This is a genomic window from Holdemanella sp., from assembly GCF_056804935.1.
In genome coordinates this window covers 1-16725 of record NZ_DBMEXE010000014.1, presented here as the reverse complement: position 1 = coordinate 16725, position 16725 = coordinate 1, and the positions used below count along the sequence as shown (strand labels likewise).

Sequence of the window (16725 nt, the reverse complement as noted above, 5' to 3'; positions counted from 1 at the left end):
AGTTACAACAAAAGAATAGAACAACAAATAAACAAGATTATTTATCTTTTTTTCATTCTTTTTTTTCTGCTTATGAATTCTGTTTCGTACGATTTACCAATGATCGCATTTCATATTTTTCATAGAATGCATTCACATTATCTTGAATTCCTGTAAACTCACAATCGCATAATTCAAATGGCAATTCCATCTTTGTATAAATAGTAGCCAATTCTAAAGACATGAAGGCATTATCTTTATCTTTTTCTAGCTTTTCTTTTAATTTTCCTTTTACTTCATCAATATGAGCATAAACATTTTCTACAGTGGAATATTGATTCAATAAACGCAAGGCTGTCTTTTCACCAACACCGGCTACGCCTGGAATATTATCGGCTGTATCACCCATTAATCCTTTCATATCAATAACTTGACTTGGAGTAATTCCATACGTATCCATTAAATTTTGTTCGTCCATTAGATCCATTTCACTTAAGCCCTTTTTCATCAAAAGAACATGTGTACTTGAATCAATCAACTGTAATAAATCACGATCACTAGTCAGAATTGTAGTTTGAACATCTTTGCAGCATTTGGCCATACTTCCAATAATGTCATCAGCTTCATAACCTTCTTGTTCATAACGTTTGATTCCAGCCGCATCCAAGTATTCTCTAACAATTGGAAATTGAACAATCAATTCTTCATCCAATGGTTTTCGTGTTCCTTTATACGCTTCAAATTGTTTGTGTCTAAACGTAGGTTTTCCTGCATCCCAAGCCACTAAAATCTTATCTGGTTCAATAATGTCAATTGCCTTGTTCAACATCATCACAAAGCCATAAACCGCATTGGTTGGAATGCCATTGGATGTAGTCATTCTATGTGTATATAACGTTGCATAATATGCACGAAATAGCATGGAGTTTCCATCTAATAATAATAGTTTTTTCATACGCGTACCTCTTTTCTTCTATTTTAACATATATGAAAAGAAGGAAACGAATCCCTGACTCATTTCCTTCGAATATTTTGCATTTTCAACTTTTCCATCCGCTTAAATCGAATATCTTTGATTGTCGCATATCGCATGAATACTGTAATAATATAGATCAACACGAATATAGCCACACCATTAAAAATCAATGTCAAAGCTTCAACGTGAATAAACCATTTCACAAAGCTCATTGTGAGATATCCGAAGATCTTTGCGCCAAAAAAACAAATTAAATCATTCGCAAACATCATTAGGAATACAATACCAAATTGTACCCAGTGATCTTGATCCATCGCTTCTTGAAAAAAGCCAATAGCCCAGCCAAACAAGCCAAACAAAAGCATCTTAACAAGCCAGTCTGAAGTAAAAAACATTCCCACACAAAGGCCACATAAACAAGCATATAGAAACCGATTTAAACTTCTTTCATGAAACACTACTAATAGGCATCCACAAAAACATAGATGGCTAACTAAAGATAGTGAGGAATATGTAAAATCAACGCCAAACAAAGAAGCAATCAATTGATCTAACATAGCTAAAATGGCTAAGAAAATAAATGAATAACGTTCCTTATTTATCATTTACTCTCCTCTTTTCCAATCACAAGACAATAGTCAAAGCTTTTCATATTGGATACAGGTGATACATAGACAGTTGAAATAATGGAGTCATCATTTAAAGATACATCTTTTACTTCACCTATCAAAATTCCACTCGGATAATTTCCACCCTTACCACTTGTCGCAACTTTTTGTCCTTTTGTGACAATCGCATCATTGTCAAATAAAGATACTCGATATGCCTTTTTTTCTGTATCATACGATTGTAAAACACCTTCTACACTTGTACCATCTTCCAAAGACATCTTTATCGCAATATCATTACTTAAATGTTGGCTTGTCAACAATTGTACAGTGCTCGTCATTGTTTGAACACTTTCAACCAAGCCAATGGCACCATCACTTGTTGCCACAAGCATATTCTTTTCTACCCCTTGTTTTTTGCCAGCTGAAATTGTCACTGTCTGCAACCACGAATCACTTGAACGTTCTAAAACAGATACACTGATTGTTTTAGCATCCCCAAATCCGTCTTTCATTTCAAGCAACCCTTCAAGTTGTTTATTTTTATTTCTTTCATCTTCATATGCCGTCTGATAATTCTTTTGTTCTGCCAATTGTTTTGACAAATATTCATTATCATCATAAGCATGCCAAAGATTCGCAAAATCATTAACTGCATTTCCGATTGAAGACAGCGGATATTGAATTAATCCATATTTTAAGTATGTCCATGCACTATATCCAATATTCGTGATGGAGTTTTGTCTTAAGCCAAACATTGCACATGCTAGTATACATAAAACGACAATTGTCGTAAGTAATCTTTTTTGAATTCGAGTAAATTTACGCATAATATCCCCCAAACTAACTTATATTATAGCGATAAAGCCTCCTTCTTTCAATCGAGATATTTATGCTCTTTAAACGAATAATATTGATTTTGTCCTACAATAATGTGATCAATTAAATTCACTCCCATTGTCATTGCGACATGAACCATTTTATAGGTCACCTCAAAATCTGCTTTGGATGGTGTACAATCACCAGACGGATGATTATGGGCAATCAAAACGGAGTTTGCGTTTTGAAGAAAAGCCTCTTTAAACACTTCTCTAGGATGTACTACACTTTCATTCAATGTTCCCTTAAACAAAACACGATGAGAAATGAGTTTACTTTTAGTATCTAAATACAGAGCAATAAAACATTCTTGTGGCAAAGAGCCATACTCAAATTCAAACCATTCAATCACATCTTCAGGTCTCATAATGGAGGCATGATATACCTTTGATCTAATGACACGTTTACTGAGTTCCACACTTGCCAGAAGCTGTAAAGCTTTAACTTCTCGTATTCCTTGAATCTGCATCAATGTATTTACATGCATTGACATTAATTTTGATAAACCTTCACTTTCTTTCAATACATCGGATGCAATTTCGAATACGGAACGATTTTTATTCCCGCTTTGAAGAATCAAGGCAACCAACTCTAAATCGCTCAAAGATTCTAAGCCATAGCGTAGCGCTTTTTCTCGTGGGCGCTGTTCCACTTCCATCTCTTTTACCTTCATATACTCTTATACGAAAAAAAATACACTTTTTTTAATTTATTTTACTTTTTTGCTTGCAAAGTACAGAATCACATGGTATATTATTTAAGCGTCAAGCAAACATGGCGGTTGTGGTGAAGTTGGTTAACACAGCGGATTGTGGCTCCGTCACGCGCGCGTTCGAATCGCGTCAGCCGCCCCACTAAGATTTTTAAGCTTCGAGAGATCGAAGCTTTTTTATTTACTTTTTTTAAATTTATTTGTATATTAGGAACATGAAAAAATTATTACTCATACTTTTAAGTCTTACATTATGCGCGTGTCAAGCACCAACAAAGAGTACAACTTCGACTTCAAAAAAAGCTTGTGATGTAACAAGCGAAGAAGAAAAGTGCAACGAAAAAGACAATACTAAAACAAATTTTAATGAAATTAGCTTTGATGAAGCCATTCAATACTTCACTCAAGAAAAATCGGGTGTTTTATATTTCGGATTTTCAAGTTGTCCTTGGTGCAAAGAAGCTAAACCCATTTTAAAGAAAGTCGCAAAAGACAATGGGATCGACATCCAATATGTAAAAGTAAGAGACGAAGAAAAGAATCGTCTTTATACAGATGATCAAAAAGCGATTATTGAACCATATATCCAAGATTATATGTCAAATAACGATGAGGATGTTCTAACCTTGTATGTTCCTCTAGTGCTAGTTGTAAAGAATGGAAAAGTCATTGATGGACATGAAGGAACATCAGAAAGTCATGATGCGACCGAAAGAAAAATGACAAACGATGAAAAAGAGCAACTAACAAAAATCTATACAAAATTAATGAGTGAAGCAAAACAAACTAGCTTCACTCATTTTATTTTCTTCGTATTTTGACTTGATCATCCAAATTCAAATGTCCAATCAATAAACTAGAGTTCACATCATGCATCTTATAGTTTGATACAATTTGTTTGGAATCAAAATTGGCGTAGCAATATTTGCATCCGTGTAAACATGAATTATAAGCACCAACATCCACCATATTCACGCAATGGCAATCTCTTGCCTTCCATTCTTTAAAAAGCTTGCCTGTTCTTTCAAAGGCATATTTAATGCTGATGCAGCAATCCTTTTCATCACCAATATGATATTTATTTTCCATACAACTAACAATCTTCATATCATTCTTTTCAAAAGCTTCTTTTAACTTAAGATATTCCTCATTAGAGGGTTCATGATAATCCAAATGATTATTTCGAACATTTTTATAATCATCCACAAAAGAGACAATTATTTTAGATACATATCCTTTTAACATTGTGCATAATTTATTAAAGGCACGAACATGATAATCAACATTATATTTGGAATTCAAAAGAATTGGATCATATCGCACACATACATTTTCTTTTCCTAGATAAGAAGACAGTTTTTGAACACACGCAATGATTTCTCCTTTGTCAGGTACTTGAGGTTCCATATCTTTAAAGTATCCAGTGATGGTAACTTGTAGCTGAATGGGTACAGAAAATAAATGTATTGTATCAAGCAATGGCAATGGATTTTTTGTACAAAATACAATCATATCTACATCAGATACAAAGATACGACTGACAAGTTTTGGATTAAAAGGGTTTCTTACATCAAAATACCCTTCATTCCAGCGGTTCACAAACCAATCCATATAATATGCTACAATATCTGTTCTTCCACTCGCATTAATAATCATAGGTTTATTAAACTAAGAAACAAAACAATAGTCAATATAAAGAAAAAAGTCATCCTAAGATGACTTAAATTTCTAAATGGCGGTCCAGATGGGACTCGAACCCACGATCTCCTCCGTGACAGGGAGGCATGTTAACCACTACACCACTGGACCAATATTTAATTTTAAATGGAGCAGATGAGGGGAATTGAACCCCCGTATCAGCCTTGGCAAGGCTGTGTTCTACCATTGAACTACATCTGCATGAATGGCGGTCCAGATGGGACTCGAACCCACGATCTCCTCCGTGACAGGGAGGCATGTTAACCACTACACCACTGGACCATAATTTTCCAAAAATAAGATGGCGGAGAAGGAGAGATTTGAACTCTCGCGCCAGTTTCCCGACCTATACCCTTAGCAGGGGCACCTCTTCAGCCACTTGAGTACTTCTCCAAGAATATTTCCAGAATACTTATTTTTTAGAACAACCTGCGTTATCCGTAACGCCCGTTAATAATAACATGGATAAAAACTTATTGCAAGCAATTTTTTTAAAAAAGATAAAAAAAATTTAGAGGTCAATTTTTGACCTCTAAACTCTTACTTTCCAAACAATGTTTTGTTGTCTACTTCAGCTTTAAATTTAGCTAAAGCTTCATCTAAAGATAATGTAACACTATCCTTTTTACCACTCTGACGAATTGTAACTGTATTGTTTTCTTGCTCTCCATCACCAACTACGATTTGGTAAGTAACCTTTTGTAGCTGTGCCTCACGAACGCGATAACCCAATTTTTCGTTACGAGAATCTACTGTTGCACGCATTCCTAATGCTGTTAATGCATCACATACTTTATTTGCGTATTCAACATGTTTTTCGTGGTGTACTGGAATTACAACAAATTGACGTGGAGCTAGCCATAATGGGAAGTGTCCACCAAAGTGTTCGATCAAGATACCAATGAAACGTTCAACTGATCCATAAACTACACGGTGTAACATAATTGGAGTTTTCTTTGTTCCATCTGCATCTACATATTTACATTCGAATCTTTCAGGCAAGTTCATATCCAACTGTACAGTACCACATTGCCATACACGTCCTAAGCTATCTTTGATATGGATATCCAATTTAGGTCCATAGAATGCACCATCTCCAGGATTTACTTTATATTCTTTACCTGCATGAACACAAGCTTGTGCCAATGCTTTTTCTGAAGCATCCCAAATTTCTTCAGATCCAATATATCCACTTTCTGGACGTGTTGATAATTCAATTTCATATGGTAAACCAAATACAGAATAAATACGATCTACCAATTGTAATACTTTTTTAACTTCTTCTTCCAATTGATCAGGAGTTACAAATAAGTGCGCATCATCTTGTGTGAATGTACGCACACGGAACAATCCATTCAATGCACCACTTGCTTCGTGACGGTGTACTTGTCCTAATTCCCCTAAACGCAATGGTAAATCTTTATATGAGTGCAAAGTTGAGTTATATACTAATAAAGCTCCTGGACAGTTCATTGGTTTAATTGCGAATTCACGATCATCGACCATTGAAGTGTACATGTTGTCTTTATAGTGATCCCAGTGTCCACTCAACTCCCATAATTCTTTTGACATCATAATTGGAGTCTTAATGAATTGATATCCTTCTTTTGTATGTTCTTGATACCAGTATTGTTCCAAAATGTTACGTAAAATCATTCCATCTGGCAAGAAGATAGGCATACCTGGCGCAAATTCACTAATTGTGAATAAGCCCATTTCTTTCCCTAATTTCTTGTGGTCACGTTTTTTAGCTTCTTCTAAAGCTTCTAAGTGAGCTTCCAATTCTTCTTTTGTATCGAAACAAATACCATAAACACGTTGAAGCATTTTATTGTTTGCATCACCTTTCCAGTAAGCACCAGAATGTTTCAACAATTTAAAGTTTTTACACATCTTAACAGTCTCAACGTGAGGTCCACGACATAAGTCCGCAAATTCACCTTGACGATAGATTGTGATATTTCCATCTTCTAATCCGTTGATCAAATCAATTTTATAAGGATCATCCTTGAACATTTCTAAAGCATCTTCTTTAGAGATTTCTTCACGAACAATTCTCTTTCCGTCTTTGGCAATTTTCTTCATTTCTTTTTCGATTTTTGCCAAATCCTCTTCTTTTAATTTTACATCTCCTAAATCCATATCGTAGTAGAAACCTTCAGAAATAACAGGTCCTACCCAGAATTTAGCATTTGGATATAAACGCTTAACAGCTTGAGCCATCATATGAGCACATGAGTGGTTCAACATAGATAAATGTTCATTTTCTAATACATTCACTAATTCCATTTTACTTTCCTCCATTTTTCCATATAAAAAGCGACAGCCATCAAAGGACGTCTGTCGCACGCGGTACCACCTTTGTTTATACAATTACTGTATACACCTCAAACCTTTTAACGCAAGAATTACGGCACACTTTTTCAAGGGCAATTCAAAGGGAGTAAATACATACATTCGCAAAGTGTTTTCACCAACCACACTCTCTCTACATTTGAATAGAATGTATTCATATCCTTATCACTATTGTTGCCTAGATTATAGACCGAAATACGAGGTGTGTCAAAAGAAAAACTCAAGAATTAATGACAATGTCCACCACATGAATGACTTTCGCCAGAATCATGTTTTGTACAAGTCACATCCGTTGTAAATTCTAGTTTTCCACTTAAATATTTCTTAACAGCCTCATCCGCATTTCCGGTTACTCCACCAAATGAATGAATCCCAAAACTAGCCAATGCAGTTTTAGCCCCTTGTCCAATACCACCACAAAGTACAATGTTTACATTTTGTTCTTTTAGAGCATTCGAAACACTAACATGTCCATGTCCTTCGACTGTAATTACTTCACTCTTAATAATTTCATTATGATCTGTTTCATAGATTTTAAATTCTGAACTATGACCAAAGTGTTGAAATACTTCTCCATCCTTATAACTGACTGCAATTTTCATACTATACCTTCTTTCCATTCCATTATATATGGTTTATCCAAATAATTGAAGGCATGAAAAAAACGCCCTGAATAGGCGTTAATAGTCTTTGGTGGAGATGAGGAGAATCGAACTCCTGTCTAAGCAAAGTCCCACGAGACAGCGTTTACAGCTTTTTCCATCTAGTTATCCAAAAGTTTCGGATGGAAACAAAAATTCTTTTGGGTTAGCTATAGTTGATTCAAAATAAGCAGCTAGCCAATACTTATTTCTATCTTCTTTTCTTTAACACTCAGTCTGAAATAAGAAAGCGAAATTTCAGAAAGGGGCTGCAAAGCCAAACGTAGGCAATAAAATTAAGCAGCGAAAGCCATGCTTTGGTTCATACCAAATACATTAGCAAGTTTATTTTTAGCAATTAATTTAAGTTGGTTATTACACGTATCCTTCGTGGCTGTGGCTGAATCCAAACATTTACTCATCGAATGCCTGAACATCCCCAAGGAACATCAGTATAATCTATTAATACTGATTTTTCAAGGCCTTTTGAATCTCTCTTTGCGCATCCTTCGCCTTTTGAGACTCACGCTTATCATGAAGATTTTTACCTTTCGCCAAAGCAATTTCTAACTTTGCCAAACCTTTATATAAATAAATTCTTACTGGAACGACTGTATATCCTTTTACACGCGCAGATTGCTCCAATTTTTGAATTTCCTGCTTATGCATTAAGAGTTTGCGATCACGCGTTTCATCATGATTAAATCGGTTTCCAAATTCATAAGGAGAAATATGCATACCTTTAATAAAAGCTTCCCCTTTTTGAAAACTGATATAGCTATCCTTTAATTGAACTTTTCCTCTTCGAATACTTTTAATTTCTGTTCCCTGAAGCACTAAACCTGCTTCAAAACGATCATACAACTCATATTCATGTCTTGCCTTACGATTTTCGGCTATTGTCTTTTGATTTTGACTCATTCTAAAACCACCTCTACTCCATCACAATCTTGCATTACAGACTGGACAAATTGTTGTACCCATTCTTTTGAAAGATCATAATTCGAAGCTAAGTTATGTGTTTGTGCAAGCGAATCATTGTAATCTTCGATTGGGTAAGTCTTCCATGCATTATACCCTACATCAAACCATGTAATCAATGGAATAAATTTAGTATCTGTAAAAGAAGTCTTTTTTGTATCTAGATCATAATTCAGTGTAAAGCTCGCCATTCCACCAACCATAGTAATATCCATATCCTGGGCACTCGTATAATTTCCTAATGAATAATACACAAGTGTATCTTGCTTCTTTCCTTTAATAACTTTTGCCGGTTCAATAACGTGTGGGTGTGAACCAATCACAACCTCGGCACCTAGTTCATTTAAATAATTTGCCAAATCTTCCTGCTCTTCAGTCGGCTCCATCTGATATTCTTCACCCCAATGCATAGAAACCAATTGGACATCGCTCACTTTACTTAAAGCTTCCATATCTTTTTTCATTTGATCCTTATCAATCAAATCCACAAGCCATGGCTTATCTTCAGGCACACTAAATCCATTCAAGCCATAGGTATATCCAAGAAATCCTACTTTGATTCCATTGATTTCTTTTACTAATGTACGCTTTTTATCCTTTTGAGACGTATGCGAACCCGTCGTAATAACATCTGGATAATTCTTTCGAATCAAATCAATCTGTGTTAATAAGCCCTCAGCCCCTCGATCCATAGAGTGATTTGAACTTAAACTCCACCAATCAAAGCCAGCCTTATTGACTGAAGACAGAATTTCTGTAGGTCCATTAAAAGTAGGGTATCCACTCAATTCATACTCTTCTCCAATGCATAAAGTTTCAAAATTGATATATGCCAAATCTGCATTTTGTGTATATTTATTTGTCATTTCATAATAGGAATCAAAATTGTAATATCCATCTCTTTGGTATGGGTACCAATACATCGCACCATGATACAAGTTGTCACCTACACCTACAAACGTAAATGATTTTTTATCTTCCTGTTTTTTTGAAGAAACATTTTTTACAACCTTTGTTGCTTCTTTCGAATTTGGTGTGGGGTGTGTTAAAATAAAGCCCATTAAGCTGAAATTGAATATACATAATATAATGATCCATGTCCATTTCTTTTTCATAATTTAATTTTACCAAAAAAAGCTTGCATTTTCCAAAATTATTAGGTAATATTAAAAGGCACTTGGGGTGTTAGCTCAGCTGGGAGAGCACCTGCCTTGCACGCAGGGGGTCATCGGTTCGATCCCGATACGCTCCACCAAGTAAAAAATACGCTGTAAGCAAATTTGCTTACAGCTTTTTTGTTTTATTCAATTGCTTCAAAAATACCAGACTTTTGATAAAGAACCCATTTTCCAATATTTACACAATGATCACAAATTCTTTCTAAGTACTTACCGACAAGTAACACATCCACTAGAGTCCCTGTATCATGCTCTTTTCTGGCCAATAAATCAACATAGACCTCTTTAGCCTTTTCATATTGTGCATCCGCTTGATCATCCATTTTAATAACTTGATCTGCTGCTTTTTCGTCTTTCTGAATAAAACCTTCAATCGCAAGTGTAATCATTTCTTTTGCGATGATAAATTGTTGTTGAATACTATCATCCACAACTAAATCTTCCATATTCAAAGCACAAATCAGTTCTGAAACTTCTTTTTCCTGATCCATGATACGTGTTAGATCACGAATTGTATTTGTAGCTACAGTAATACGTCTTAAGTCTTTCGCAACCGGATGTTGAAGAAGAAGAATCTTCATACAAATTTGTTCAGCTTCTCTTCCTTGTTCACTCACTTCTTCATGCATTTGCGAAACATCTTGAACTAAAGTTTTGTTTCCATCTAAAATAGCGTGCTTGCAAAACCACAATCCTTTTAAACAGTCTTGAGACATTTGTGTCATAGTCAGTTCTAACTGTTTTGTTTGTTTTAAAAACTTTGTAGGTAAAACCATTATCCAAACCTCCCTGTAATATAGTCTTCTGTTTTCTTTTCTTTTGGCGTAGAGAACAATGTTTCTGTATCACTATACTCAATTAAATCACCCAATAAGAAGAAGGCTGTTTTATCACTAATACGCATAGCTTGCTGCATATTGTGAGTAACAATAACGATTGTATAGTCTTTTTTCAATTCTAAAGTCAATTCTTCAATCTTACTAGTTGAAATTGGATCTAGAGCACTTGTAGGTTCGTCCATCAACAATACTTCAGGCTGCATAGCCAAGGCTCTTGCGATACATAAGCGTTGTTGTTGGCCACCAGACATTCCTAAAGCTGATTTATGTAGACGATCCTTCACTTCATCCCAAATGGCAGCTTGTCTTAAACTTCTTTCAACAATTTCATCCAATTCACTTTTCTTTTTGATTCCAAAAATTCTTGGGCCATACGCAATATTGTCATAAATACTTTTTGGGAATGGATTAGGCTGTTGAAATACCATTCCAACTCTACGTCTTAATTCAATCGCATCCATATTTTTGTAGATATCCGTTCCATCTAGGCAAATATCACCTGTGATTTTAGTACTTTCCACCAAGTCATTCATTCGATTCAATGTTTTTAAAAATGTTGATTTACCACATCCACTAGGACCAATGAATGCTGTAATTTCTTTTTCTTTGATATCCAAATTTATATTCTTTAAGGCATGAAAATCACCATAATATAAATTCAGATCATTCACTGTAAATTTATTATTCATACATAACCTTTCTATTTCTCTAATCCAGCTTGTTTTTTGGAAATGTGTCTTGACCAGACATTGGCTCCAATACTAAATGCCAATACTAAAATCATCAACACAGCACTAGATAAATTAGCCAATGCTCGATCTTGTCCATTGGTTTGTAAGTTCCAGATTTGGATAGATAATGTTTCAGCAGGTCTTAACACATTAATTGGCGATGTTGGAGAAGTAAAACTAAAATTATTCCAACGCAAATCGCTTCCTGAACCAGTTGTATAAAGTAATACAGCAGCTTCACCAAATCCACGACCAGCCGCTAAAATAACACCGGTCATAATACGTGATAGGCATGCTGGCAATAGTACATGGAATATGGTTTGCCACTTTGTTGCTCCAAGTCCCATACTTCCGTGATAATAGCCTTCAGGCAAACCTTTTATCGCATCTTCTGTAGTTGTTGTAATCAAAGGTAAACTTAGAATTGATATAGACAGAGCACCTGCTAATAAACTTTTTGATAATCCAATGACAACTAAGAAAATCAAATATCCAAATAAACCGACAACAATACTTGGTAAAGAAGACAATGTTTCAATACAAGTTCTTAAAAAGCGTGTTACAAGCCCTGGTTTTGCGTACATCGCCAAATAAATGCCGGCTAATATTCCAATTGGAACCGAAACCAACAAAGAAATAAATACTAAGTAAATCGTATTAAAAACTTGGTTTCCAATGCTGCCAGATCGAGTAAAGCCAAACATTTCTGGTTTAGCCCCTAACAAGCCCCCAATAATAACTTTACCGGCAAAGCCTACAAGAAGTAAAAAGAAGAATAAGGCGATACCATAGAAGACGATTGTCATGAATTGATCAATCATTTTTGCTCTTTTAATTCTAGAATCCATCTCTATTCTCCTTTCGGTTTTGAAAACTTATGAATAATAGTAATAAACAATAACGAAATCAAGAACAACAATAAAGCCATTGTCCATAGGGCTGCCTTCATTTCTCCACCTTCCATCGCATTTCCCATTTGAGCTGCAATTTCCGTTGTTAGTGTTTTTGAAGTAGAAAAAATACTCTTAGGTAAAGCCGTTGTCTGACCAATAACCATCGCAACAGCTAAAGCTTCACCAAACGCTCTTGCCAGTCCTAAAACAATTCCTGAAATGACTCCAGGTAATGCAGCAGGAATTACGACACGATATATCGTTTGCCAGCGTGTTGAGCCAAGTCCATAAGCAGCCATTCGTGTTTCTTTTGAAACAGCTCGAATCGCATCACTGGCAACACTGGTAATTGATGGAAATATCATAATGGATAAAACAAGACTTGCTGCAAGTATAGAGTGTCCTACCTGCAAATCAAATACTTTCTTTAAGAACGGAATCAAGACCGTTAATCCAACCCATCCATAGACAACACTAGGAATTCCGGCAAAAATTTCTACCATAGGACGATAGAATTTTTCACCAAACTTAGGTGAAATTTCTGTCATAAAAATAGATGATCCTAACGCAAAAGGCGTGGCAATCAATAAGGCCAATCCACAAACACATAGCGATCCAACAATAAAGATCAAGGCTCCTACATGTCCTTTTGAACTGGCATTATCCATTGGTGCAAAGTTTGCACTGCCAAGAAACTCTTGTAGAGTATGATGAAATTTTAAAAATGTATCAGAACCTTTATAAACTAGAAAAGCTCCAATTAATAGAGTTACAAATATCACGAACAGACCACCAATTGTAACGAGAATCTGCCAAAAATATTCTTTACAAAACATGCTTTTACGACTCATCAAATTCCTCCAAACTAAATGAATAACGGACATATATTTCAATGTCCGTTAAAGAACTCGCAATTAGTGATCTGTTTTTTCCATTTTGCTAGAAACACCATAGCCTAATGATTCCATTTTCTTACCGAATTTTTCACCCATGATGTAATCTAAGAATGCCTTTGTTGCTTTATCTGGTTCTCCATTTGTGTACATGTGTTCGAATGTCCAAACTTTGTAGTCACCACTATATGTGTTTTCTAATGTTGGTTCAACCCCATCAATTGCGACTGTATCTACATCGTCATTGTCTACTAAATAAGATAATGCCACATAACCGATTGCACCTTTTGTATCTGTTACATTTTGTAACAATACACCAGAATCATCTGTTTCCATTGAAGTGTTGCTTGCTTCTTCATTTCCATCTAATGCATATTTTTGGAATGTTGCTCTTGTTCCTGATGAAGTTGGACGAGTAACTAAGACAATGTCTTCATCTGGTCCACCAACATCTTTCCAGTTTGTTGTTTTTCCTGTGAAGATATCAATCAATTGTTGTTTGGTTAAATCTTTAACACCAACATCTTTATTTACGATTGGAGCCATTGTTACAACACAAACTTGATGATCGACTAAATCTTTAGCTTGATCCTTATCTAATTTTTCTTCAGCTGCAACATCGGAGTTTCCTAGTGTAACGGTTTTATCAGCTACCTGTTTTAAGCCTTCTCCTGAACCACCAGCATCTACTGTAATTGAAACATCTAGGTTTTCGTTTGAAAACTGTTCGGCTGCAACATCCACCAATGGTTTCAACGCACTTGAACCTGCGGCTGTAATTGTTCCGCTTAAACTTTCATTTTTTGAATCACTGTCATCGGATGCAACATTTGAACTACATCCTACCATAGCTGCAGATAATCCTACGATCATTGCACCTTTTAAAAACTTATTCATATTTTCCTTGTCCTCTTTTCTTTCGACACACATATCATAATGCATGTTTGTTAAACGAAAAAAATGGTTCTGTTAAGGTTTTGTTAAATAATTTGTTTTGATTTTAAGTACACATGAATTCAATCTATGAACAAATTTCTTGAAATATAATGTAAATAAATGTATAATCATGAAACACAAAAGAAAGGAAAGGTGGAAATATTTTCACCGAGGTAACAAAATGACACGTGTATATAACTTTAGTGCCGGTCCCGCATGCTTACCAGAATGGGTCTTAAAAAAAGCTGCAAGCGAAATGTTAGATACTCATAATAGTGGAATGAGTGTTATGGAGATGTCCCACCGTTCCAGTGAATTCCAGGATATTATAGATACTTGTAAAGCAAGATTAAAAAGATTGATGAACATTCCTGATGAATATGAAATTTTATTCTTACAAGGAGGTGCTTCTTTACAATTTACTATGATTCCTTTGAATTTAGAAAAACATAACGTAGATTTGATCAATACGGGTCAATGGACAAAGAAAGCTTTAAAAGAACATGAAAAATTAGGAAAAGTAAATGTAGTCGCATCAAGTGCAGAAGATAACTTTACGTATATTCCTAAAATTAAACAAGAAGATTTAAGTGAAGATTCTGATTATGTATATATTTGTGAGAACAACACAATCTATGGAACTAAATATAAAGAACTTCCTCCACATGAAGGAAAGTTATTAGTTGCAGATTTATCAAGTTGTATTTTAAGTGAAAGAACGGATGTTTCTAAATATGATTTAATTTTTGCCGGTGCCCAAAAGAATATGGGGCCTGCAGGTTTAACTGTGGTTATCATAAAAAAAGACTTGATTGGTTTAGCTGATGAAAAAACACCAAGCATGTTAAACTACAAAACATATGCTGACAATGATTCTATGTTCAATACGCCATCTACTTATGCCATCTATATTTGTGGTTTAGTACTTGAATGGCTAGAAACACAAATTGGTGGATTGGAAAACATGGAAAAGATCAATCGTCAAAAAGCTAAATTATTATATGACTATATCGATGCTTCTAAACTCTATTCAAATCCTGTTGTACCTGAAGATCGTTCTTATACAAATGTTCCTTTTGTGACTGGTGATAAAGATCTAGATACTAAATTTGTTAAAGAAGCAAAAGAAGCAGGAATTGTAAATATTAAAGGTCACAGAACGGTTGGTGGTATGCGTGCAAGTATTTATAATGCCATGCCACTTGAAGGTGTAGAAGCCCTAATTGCATTTATGAAGAAATTTGAAGAGGAGAATTATAATGCCTAAAATAAAACTCTACAATAATATTGCGCAAATTGGTTTAGATCAGTTTACGCCAGATTATGAAGTAAACGAAAATATGGAAGATGAAGATGCCATTTTAGTTCGTAGTGCCAATCTTCATGATATTGAATATAATGCCAACCTTAAAGCCATCGCTCGTGCAGGTGCTGGTGTCAACAACATTGATATTGATACTTGTACTAAAAAAGGGATTGCCGTATTCAATACTCCAGGTGCAAATAGTAATGCCGTAAAAGAACTTGTATTTGCGGGTATGTTACTTGCAAGTCGTGATATTTATCATGGTATTGAATGGATCCAAACGCAAAAAGAAAATGAGAACATCACAAAAGATATTGAAAAACAAAAAAAGAAATATGCTGGACATGAATTAACCGGTAAATCACTAGGTGTCATCGGTTGTGGTGCCATTGGTATCCAGGTTGCCAATCTAGCCTTACGCTTTGGTATGAAAGTTTATGGATATGATCCATATATGTCAGTCGATGCTGCATGGAACTTATCTCGATATGTAAATCATGTCACAAATATTGATGATTTATATCGTCAATGTGATTTTATTACGATTCATGTGCCTTTAAATGATGGAACTAAAAACTTTATCAATAAAGATAGTTTTGACAAGATGAAAGATGGCGTCAAATTATTAAACTTTGCTCGTGGTGGCCTCGTTGATGAAGATGCTCTATTGGTGGCATTAGATGACAACAAAGTTGAATCTTATGTGACTGATTTTCCAAGTTTAAAAGTTATTCAAAATGATAAAGTCATCGCAATTCCTCACTTAGGTGCTTCAACCGAAGAGAGTGAAGAGAATTGTGCTGTAAAAGCCGCTCAGGAACTAATGGATTATTTAACTTATGGAAATATATCAAATTCTGTCAATTTACCAAATGCGAAGATGGATATGAATTCACCATTTAGAATCACTTGTATTCATGAAAATAAGCCTAAAATGATTTCTCAAATCACAGATATTTTTAAGGATGCTAATATTGAAAACTTAATGAATAAATCTAAAAAAGATATTGCGTATACAATTATTGATTTAGATTCAGAAGTTGATATTTCTCCAATTGAAAAAATCAATGGTATGATTAGAGTATCTACTTATAAGAAATAGGATGGGATTGTACTATGA

General features: G+C 34.9%; 17 protein-coding genes, 6 tRNA genes, 1 other RNA gene and 1 other annotated feature. Of the genes, 5 read left to right on the top strand and 19 right to left on the bottom strand.

The genetic code is table 11. The annotated features are described in order from the left end of the window. Positions 1-70: 70 nt before the first annotated feature. The 4 genes from ACZQCL_RS01555 to radC are packed head-to-tail and all read right to left on the bottom strand — an operon-like array spanning position 71 to position 3115. Positions 71-934, bottom strand: coding sequence for a 5'-3' exonuclease (locus tag ACZQCL_RS01555; RefSeq protein ID WP_482481664.1), 864 nt, complete (start codon positions 932-934; stop codon positions 71-73). A gap of 59 nt (positions 935-993) precedes the next feature. After that, positions 994-1560 carry a hypothetical protein gene (locus ACZQCL_RS01550; protein WP_227993872.1) on the bottom strand — a complete coding sequence of 189 codons (567 nt, stop codon included), beginning with the start codon at positions 1558-1560 and terminating at the stop codon, positions 994-996. After that, a complete protein-coding gene (gene mreC / locus ACZQCL_RS01545; protein WP_337525267.1) occupies positions 1557-2393 on the bottom strand; it encodes a rod shape-determining protein MreC in 837 nt (278 codons plus the stop codon). The genes ACZQCL_RS01550 and mreC overlap by 4 nt, the downstream gene beginning before the upstream one ends. A 47-nt stretch (positions 2394-2440) precedes the next feature. Further along, entirely contained in the window at positions 2441-3115 is a 675-nt protein-coding gene (radC, locus tag ACZQCL_RS01540; RefSeq protein ID WP_118114316.1) for a RadC family protein, read from the bottom strand. Between the two features lie 104 nt (positions 3116-3219). On the opposite strand from radC, the gene ACZQCL_RS01535 reads away from it, so the two are divergent. Then, a tRNA-His gene (locus ACZQCL_RS01535) sits at positions 3220-3296 on the top strand. 73 nt (positions 3297-3369) lie between these two features. Beyond that, the gene (locus ACZQCL_RS01530; protein WP_482481662.1) at positions 3370-3975 is read left to right on the top strand and encodes a TlpA family protein disulfide reductase; all 606 of its coding nucleotides are present in this window, start codon (positions 3370-3372) and stop codon (positions 3973-3975) included. On the opposite strand, the gene ACZQCL_RS01525 is transcribed toward ACZQCL_RS01530, so the two are convergent. The 10 genes from ACZQCL_RS01525 to ACZQCL_RS01480 form a co-directional block, all read right to left on the bottom strand. Continuing rightward, entirely contained in the window at positions 3956-4810 is an 855-nt protein-coding gene (locus ACZQCL_RS01525; RefSeq protein ID WP_118114318.1) for a DUF1848 family protein, read from the bottom strand. The two genes, ACZQCL_RS01530 and ACZQCL_RS01525, sit on opposite strands and share 20 nt — an antisense overlap. Before the next feature lie 77 nt (positions 4811-4887). Further along, positions 4888-4963, bottom strand: a tRNA-Asp gene (locus ACZQCL_RS01520). 16 nt (positions 4964-4979) lie between these two features. After that, positions 4980-5053, bottom strand: a tRNA-Gly gene (locus tag ACZQCL_RS01515). A 5-nt stretch (positions 5054-5058) separates the two neighbouring features. Next, positions 5059-5134: transfer RNA gene (locus ACZQCL_RS01510), tRNA-Asp, on the bottom strand. Positions 5135-5154: 20 nt separating this feature from the next. Then, positions 5155-5245, bottom strand: a tRNA-Ser gene (locus ACZQCL_RS01505). Between the two features lie 147 nt (positions 5246-5392). After that, positions 5393-7141, bottom strand: coding sequence for a threonine--tRNA ligase (gene thrS / locus ACZQCL_RS01500; protein WP_154555334.1), 1749 nt, complete (start codon positions 7139-7141; stop codon positions 5393-5395). A 40-nt stretch (positions 7142-7181) separates the two neighbouring features. Beyond that, positions 7182-7385: a binding site (T-box leader), on the bottom strand. 49 nt (positions 7386-7434) lie between these two features. Further along, on the bottom strand, positions 7435-7809 hold the full coding sequence (locus ACZQCL_RS01495) for a NifB/NifX family molybdenum-iron cluster-binding protein (protein WP_418582160.1): 375 nt from the start codon (positions 7807-7809) through the stop codon (positions 7435-7437). 89 nt (positions 7810-7898) lie between these two features. Beyond that, positions 7899-8289, bottom strand: a transfer-messenger RNA (tmRNA) gene (ssrA, locus tag ACZQCL_RS01490). Between the two features lie 21 nt (positions 8290-8310). Continuing rightward, entirely contained in the window at positions 8311-8769 is a 459-nt protein-coding gene (smpB, locus tag ACZQCL_RS01485; RefSeq protein WP_117571648.1) for an SsrA-binding protein SmpB, read from the bottom strand. Further along, positions 8766-9944, bottom strand: a complete 1179-nt coding sequence (locus tag ACZQCL_RS01480) for a CapA family protein (RefSeq protein WP_337533172.1) — start codon at positions 9942-9944, stop codon at positions 8766-8768. The genes smpB and ACZQCL_RS01480 overlap by 4 nt, the downstream gene beginning before the upstream one ends. Positions 9945-10008: 64 nt before the next feature. On the opposite strand from ACZQCL_RS01480, the gene ACZQCL_RS01475 reads away from it, so the two are divergent. After that, positions 10009-10084: transfer RNA gene (locus tag ACZQCL_RS01475), tRNA-Ala, on the top strand. 45 nt (positions 10085-10129) lie between these two features. Here ACZQCL_RS01475 and phoU read toward each other — a convergent pair. From phoU to ACZQCL_RS01450, 5 genes are all read right to left on the bottom strand, one after another. Next, positions 10130-10783, bottom strand: a complete 654-nt coding sequence (gene phoU / locus ACZQCL_RS01470) for a phosphate signaling complex protein PhoU (protein WP_333672583.1) — start codon at positions 10781-10783, stop codon at positions 10130-10132. Continuing rightward, the gene (gene pstB / locus ACZQCL_RS01465) at positions 10783-11535 is read right to left on the bottom strand and encodes a phosphate ABC transporter ATP-binding protein PstB (protein ID WP_118114322.1); all 753 of its coding nucleotides are present in this window, start codon (positions 11533-11535) and stop codon (positions 10783-10785) included. Before pstB ends, phoU begins: the two co-directional genes overlap by 1 nt. 11 nt (positions 11536-11546) lie before the next feature. Further along, positions 11547-12425: a phosphate ABC transporter permease PstA gene (gene pstA / locus ACZQCL_RS01460; protein ID WP_227991532.1), complete on the bottom strand. Its 879-nt coding sequence runs from the start codon at positions 12423-12425 to the stop codon at positions 11547-11549. A 2-nt stretch (positions 12426-12427) separates the two neighbouring features. After that, the gene (gene pstC, locus ACZQCL_RS01455) at positions 12428-13321 is read right to left on the bottom strand and encodes a phosphate ABC transporter permease subunit PstC (RefSeq protein WP_288524677.1); all 894 of its coding nucleotides are present in this window, start codon (positions 13319-13321) and stop codon (positions 12428-12430) included. A 63-nt stretch (positions 13322-13384) separates the two neighbouring features. Next, the gene (locus ACZQCL_RS01450; RefSeq protein ID WP_337526499.1) at positions 13385-14260 is read right to left on the bottom strand and encodes a phosphate ABC transporter substrate-binding protein; all 876 of its coding nucleotides are present in this window, start codon (positions 14258-14260) and stop codon (positions 13385-13387) included. A gap of 220 nt (positions 14261-14480) precedes the next feature. Between ACZQCL_RS01450 and serC the strand changes: the two genes are divergently transcribed. Together serC and ACZQCL_RS01440 are read left to right on the top strand one after the other, a co-directional pair. Next, positions 14481-15566: a 3-phosphoserine/phosphohydroxythreonine transaminase gene (gene serC / locus ACZQCL_RS01445; protein ID WP_482481656.1), complete on the top strand. Its 1086-nt coding sequence runs from the start codon at positions 14481-14483 to the stop codon at positions 15564-15566. Then, complete coding sequence (locus tag ACZQCL_RS01440; RefSeq protein ID WP_288523185.1) at positions 15559-16707, top strand: 3-phosphoglycerate dehydrogenase family protein; 1149 nt, start codon at positions 15559-15561, stop codon at positions 16705-16707. Before serC ends, ACZQCL_RS01440 begins: the two co-directional genes overlap by 8 nt. Positions 16708-16725 lie beyond the last annotated feature (18 nt).

Excerpts from the sequence above, each read along its gene's own strand:
- ACZQCL_RS01555 (WP_482481664.1), bottom strand. The coding sequence starts at position 934 with ATGAAAAAACTATTATTATTAGATGGAAACTCCATGCTATTTCGTGCA.
- ACZQCL_RS01550 (WP_227993872.1), bottom strand. The coding sequence starts at position 1,560 with ATGATAAATAAGGAACGTTATTCATTTATTTTCTTAGCCATTTTAGCT.
- mreC (WP_337525267.1), bottom strand. The coding sequence starts at position 2,393 with ATGCGTAAATTTACTCGAATTCAAAAAAGATTACTTACGACAATTGTC.
- radC (WP_118114316.1), bottom strand. The coding sequence starts at position 3,115 with ATGAAGGTAAAAGAGATGGAAGTGGAACAGCGCCCACGAGAAAAAGCG.
- ACZQCL_RS01530 (WP_482481662.1), top strand. The coding sequence starts at position 3,370 with ATGAAAAAATTATTACTCATACTTTTAAGTCTTACATTATGCGCGTGT.
- ACZQCL_RS01525 (WP_118114318.1), bottom strand. The coding sequence starts at position 4,810 with ATGATTATTAATGCGAGTGGAAGAACAGATATTGTAGCATATTATATG.
- thrS (WP_154555334.1), bottom strand. The coding sequence starts at position 7,141 with ATGGAATTAGTGAATGTATTAGAAAATGAACATTTATCTATGTTGAAC.
- ACZQCL_RS01495 (WP_418582160.1), bottom strand. The coding sequence starts at position 7,809 with ATGAAAATTGCAGTCAGTTATAAGGATGGAGAAGTATTTCAACACTTT.
- smpB (WP_117571648.1), bottom strand. The coding sequence starts at position 8,769 with ATGAGTCAAAATCAAAAGACAATAGCCGAAAATCGTAAGGCAAGACAT.
- ACZQCL_RS01480 (WP_337533172.1), bottom strand. The coding sequence starts at position 9,944 with ATGAAAAAGAAATGGACATGGATCATTATATTATGTATATTCAATTTC.
- phoU (WP_333672583.1), bottom strand. The coding sequence starts at position 10,783 with ATGGTTTTACCTACAAAGTTTTTAAAACAAACAAAACAGTTAGAACTG.
- pstB (WP_118114322.1), bottom strand. The coding sequence starts at position 11,535 with ATGAATAATAAATTTACAGTGAATGATCTGAATTTATATTATGGTGAT.
- pstA (WP_227991532.1), bottom strand. The coding sequence starts at position 12,425 with ATGGATTCTAGAATTAAAAGAGCAAAAATGATTGATCAATTCATGACA.
- pstC (WP_288524677.1), bottom strand. The coding sequence starts at position 13,321 with ATGAGTCGTAAAAGCATGTTTTGTAAAGAATATTTTTGGCAGATTCTC.
- ACZQCL_RS01450 (WP_337526499.1), bottom strand. The coding sequence starts at position 14,260 with ATGAATAAGTTTTTAAAAGGTGCAATGATCGTAGGATTATCTGCAGCT.
- serC (WP_482481656.1), top strand. The coding sequence starts at position 14,481 with ATGACACGTGTATATAACTTTAGTGCCGGTCCCGCATGCTTACCAGAA.
- ACZQCL_RS01440 (WP_288523185.1), top strand. The coding sequence starts at position 15,559 with ATGCCTAAAATAAAACTCTACAATAATATTGCGCAAATTGGTTTAGAT.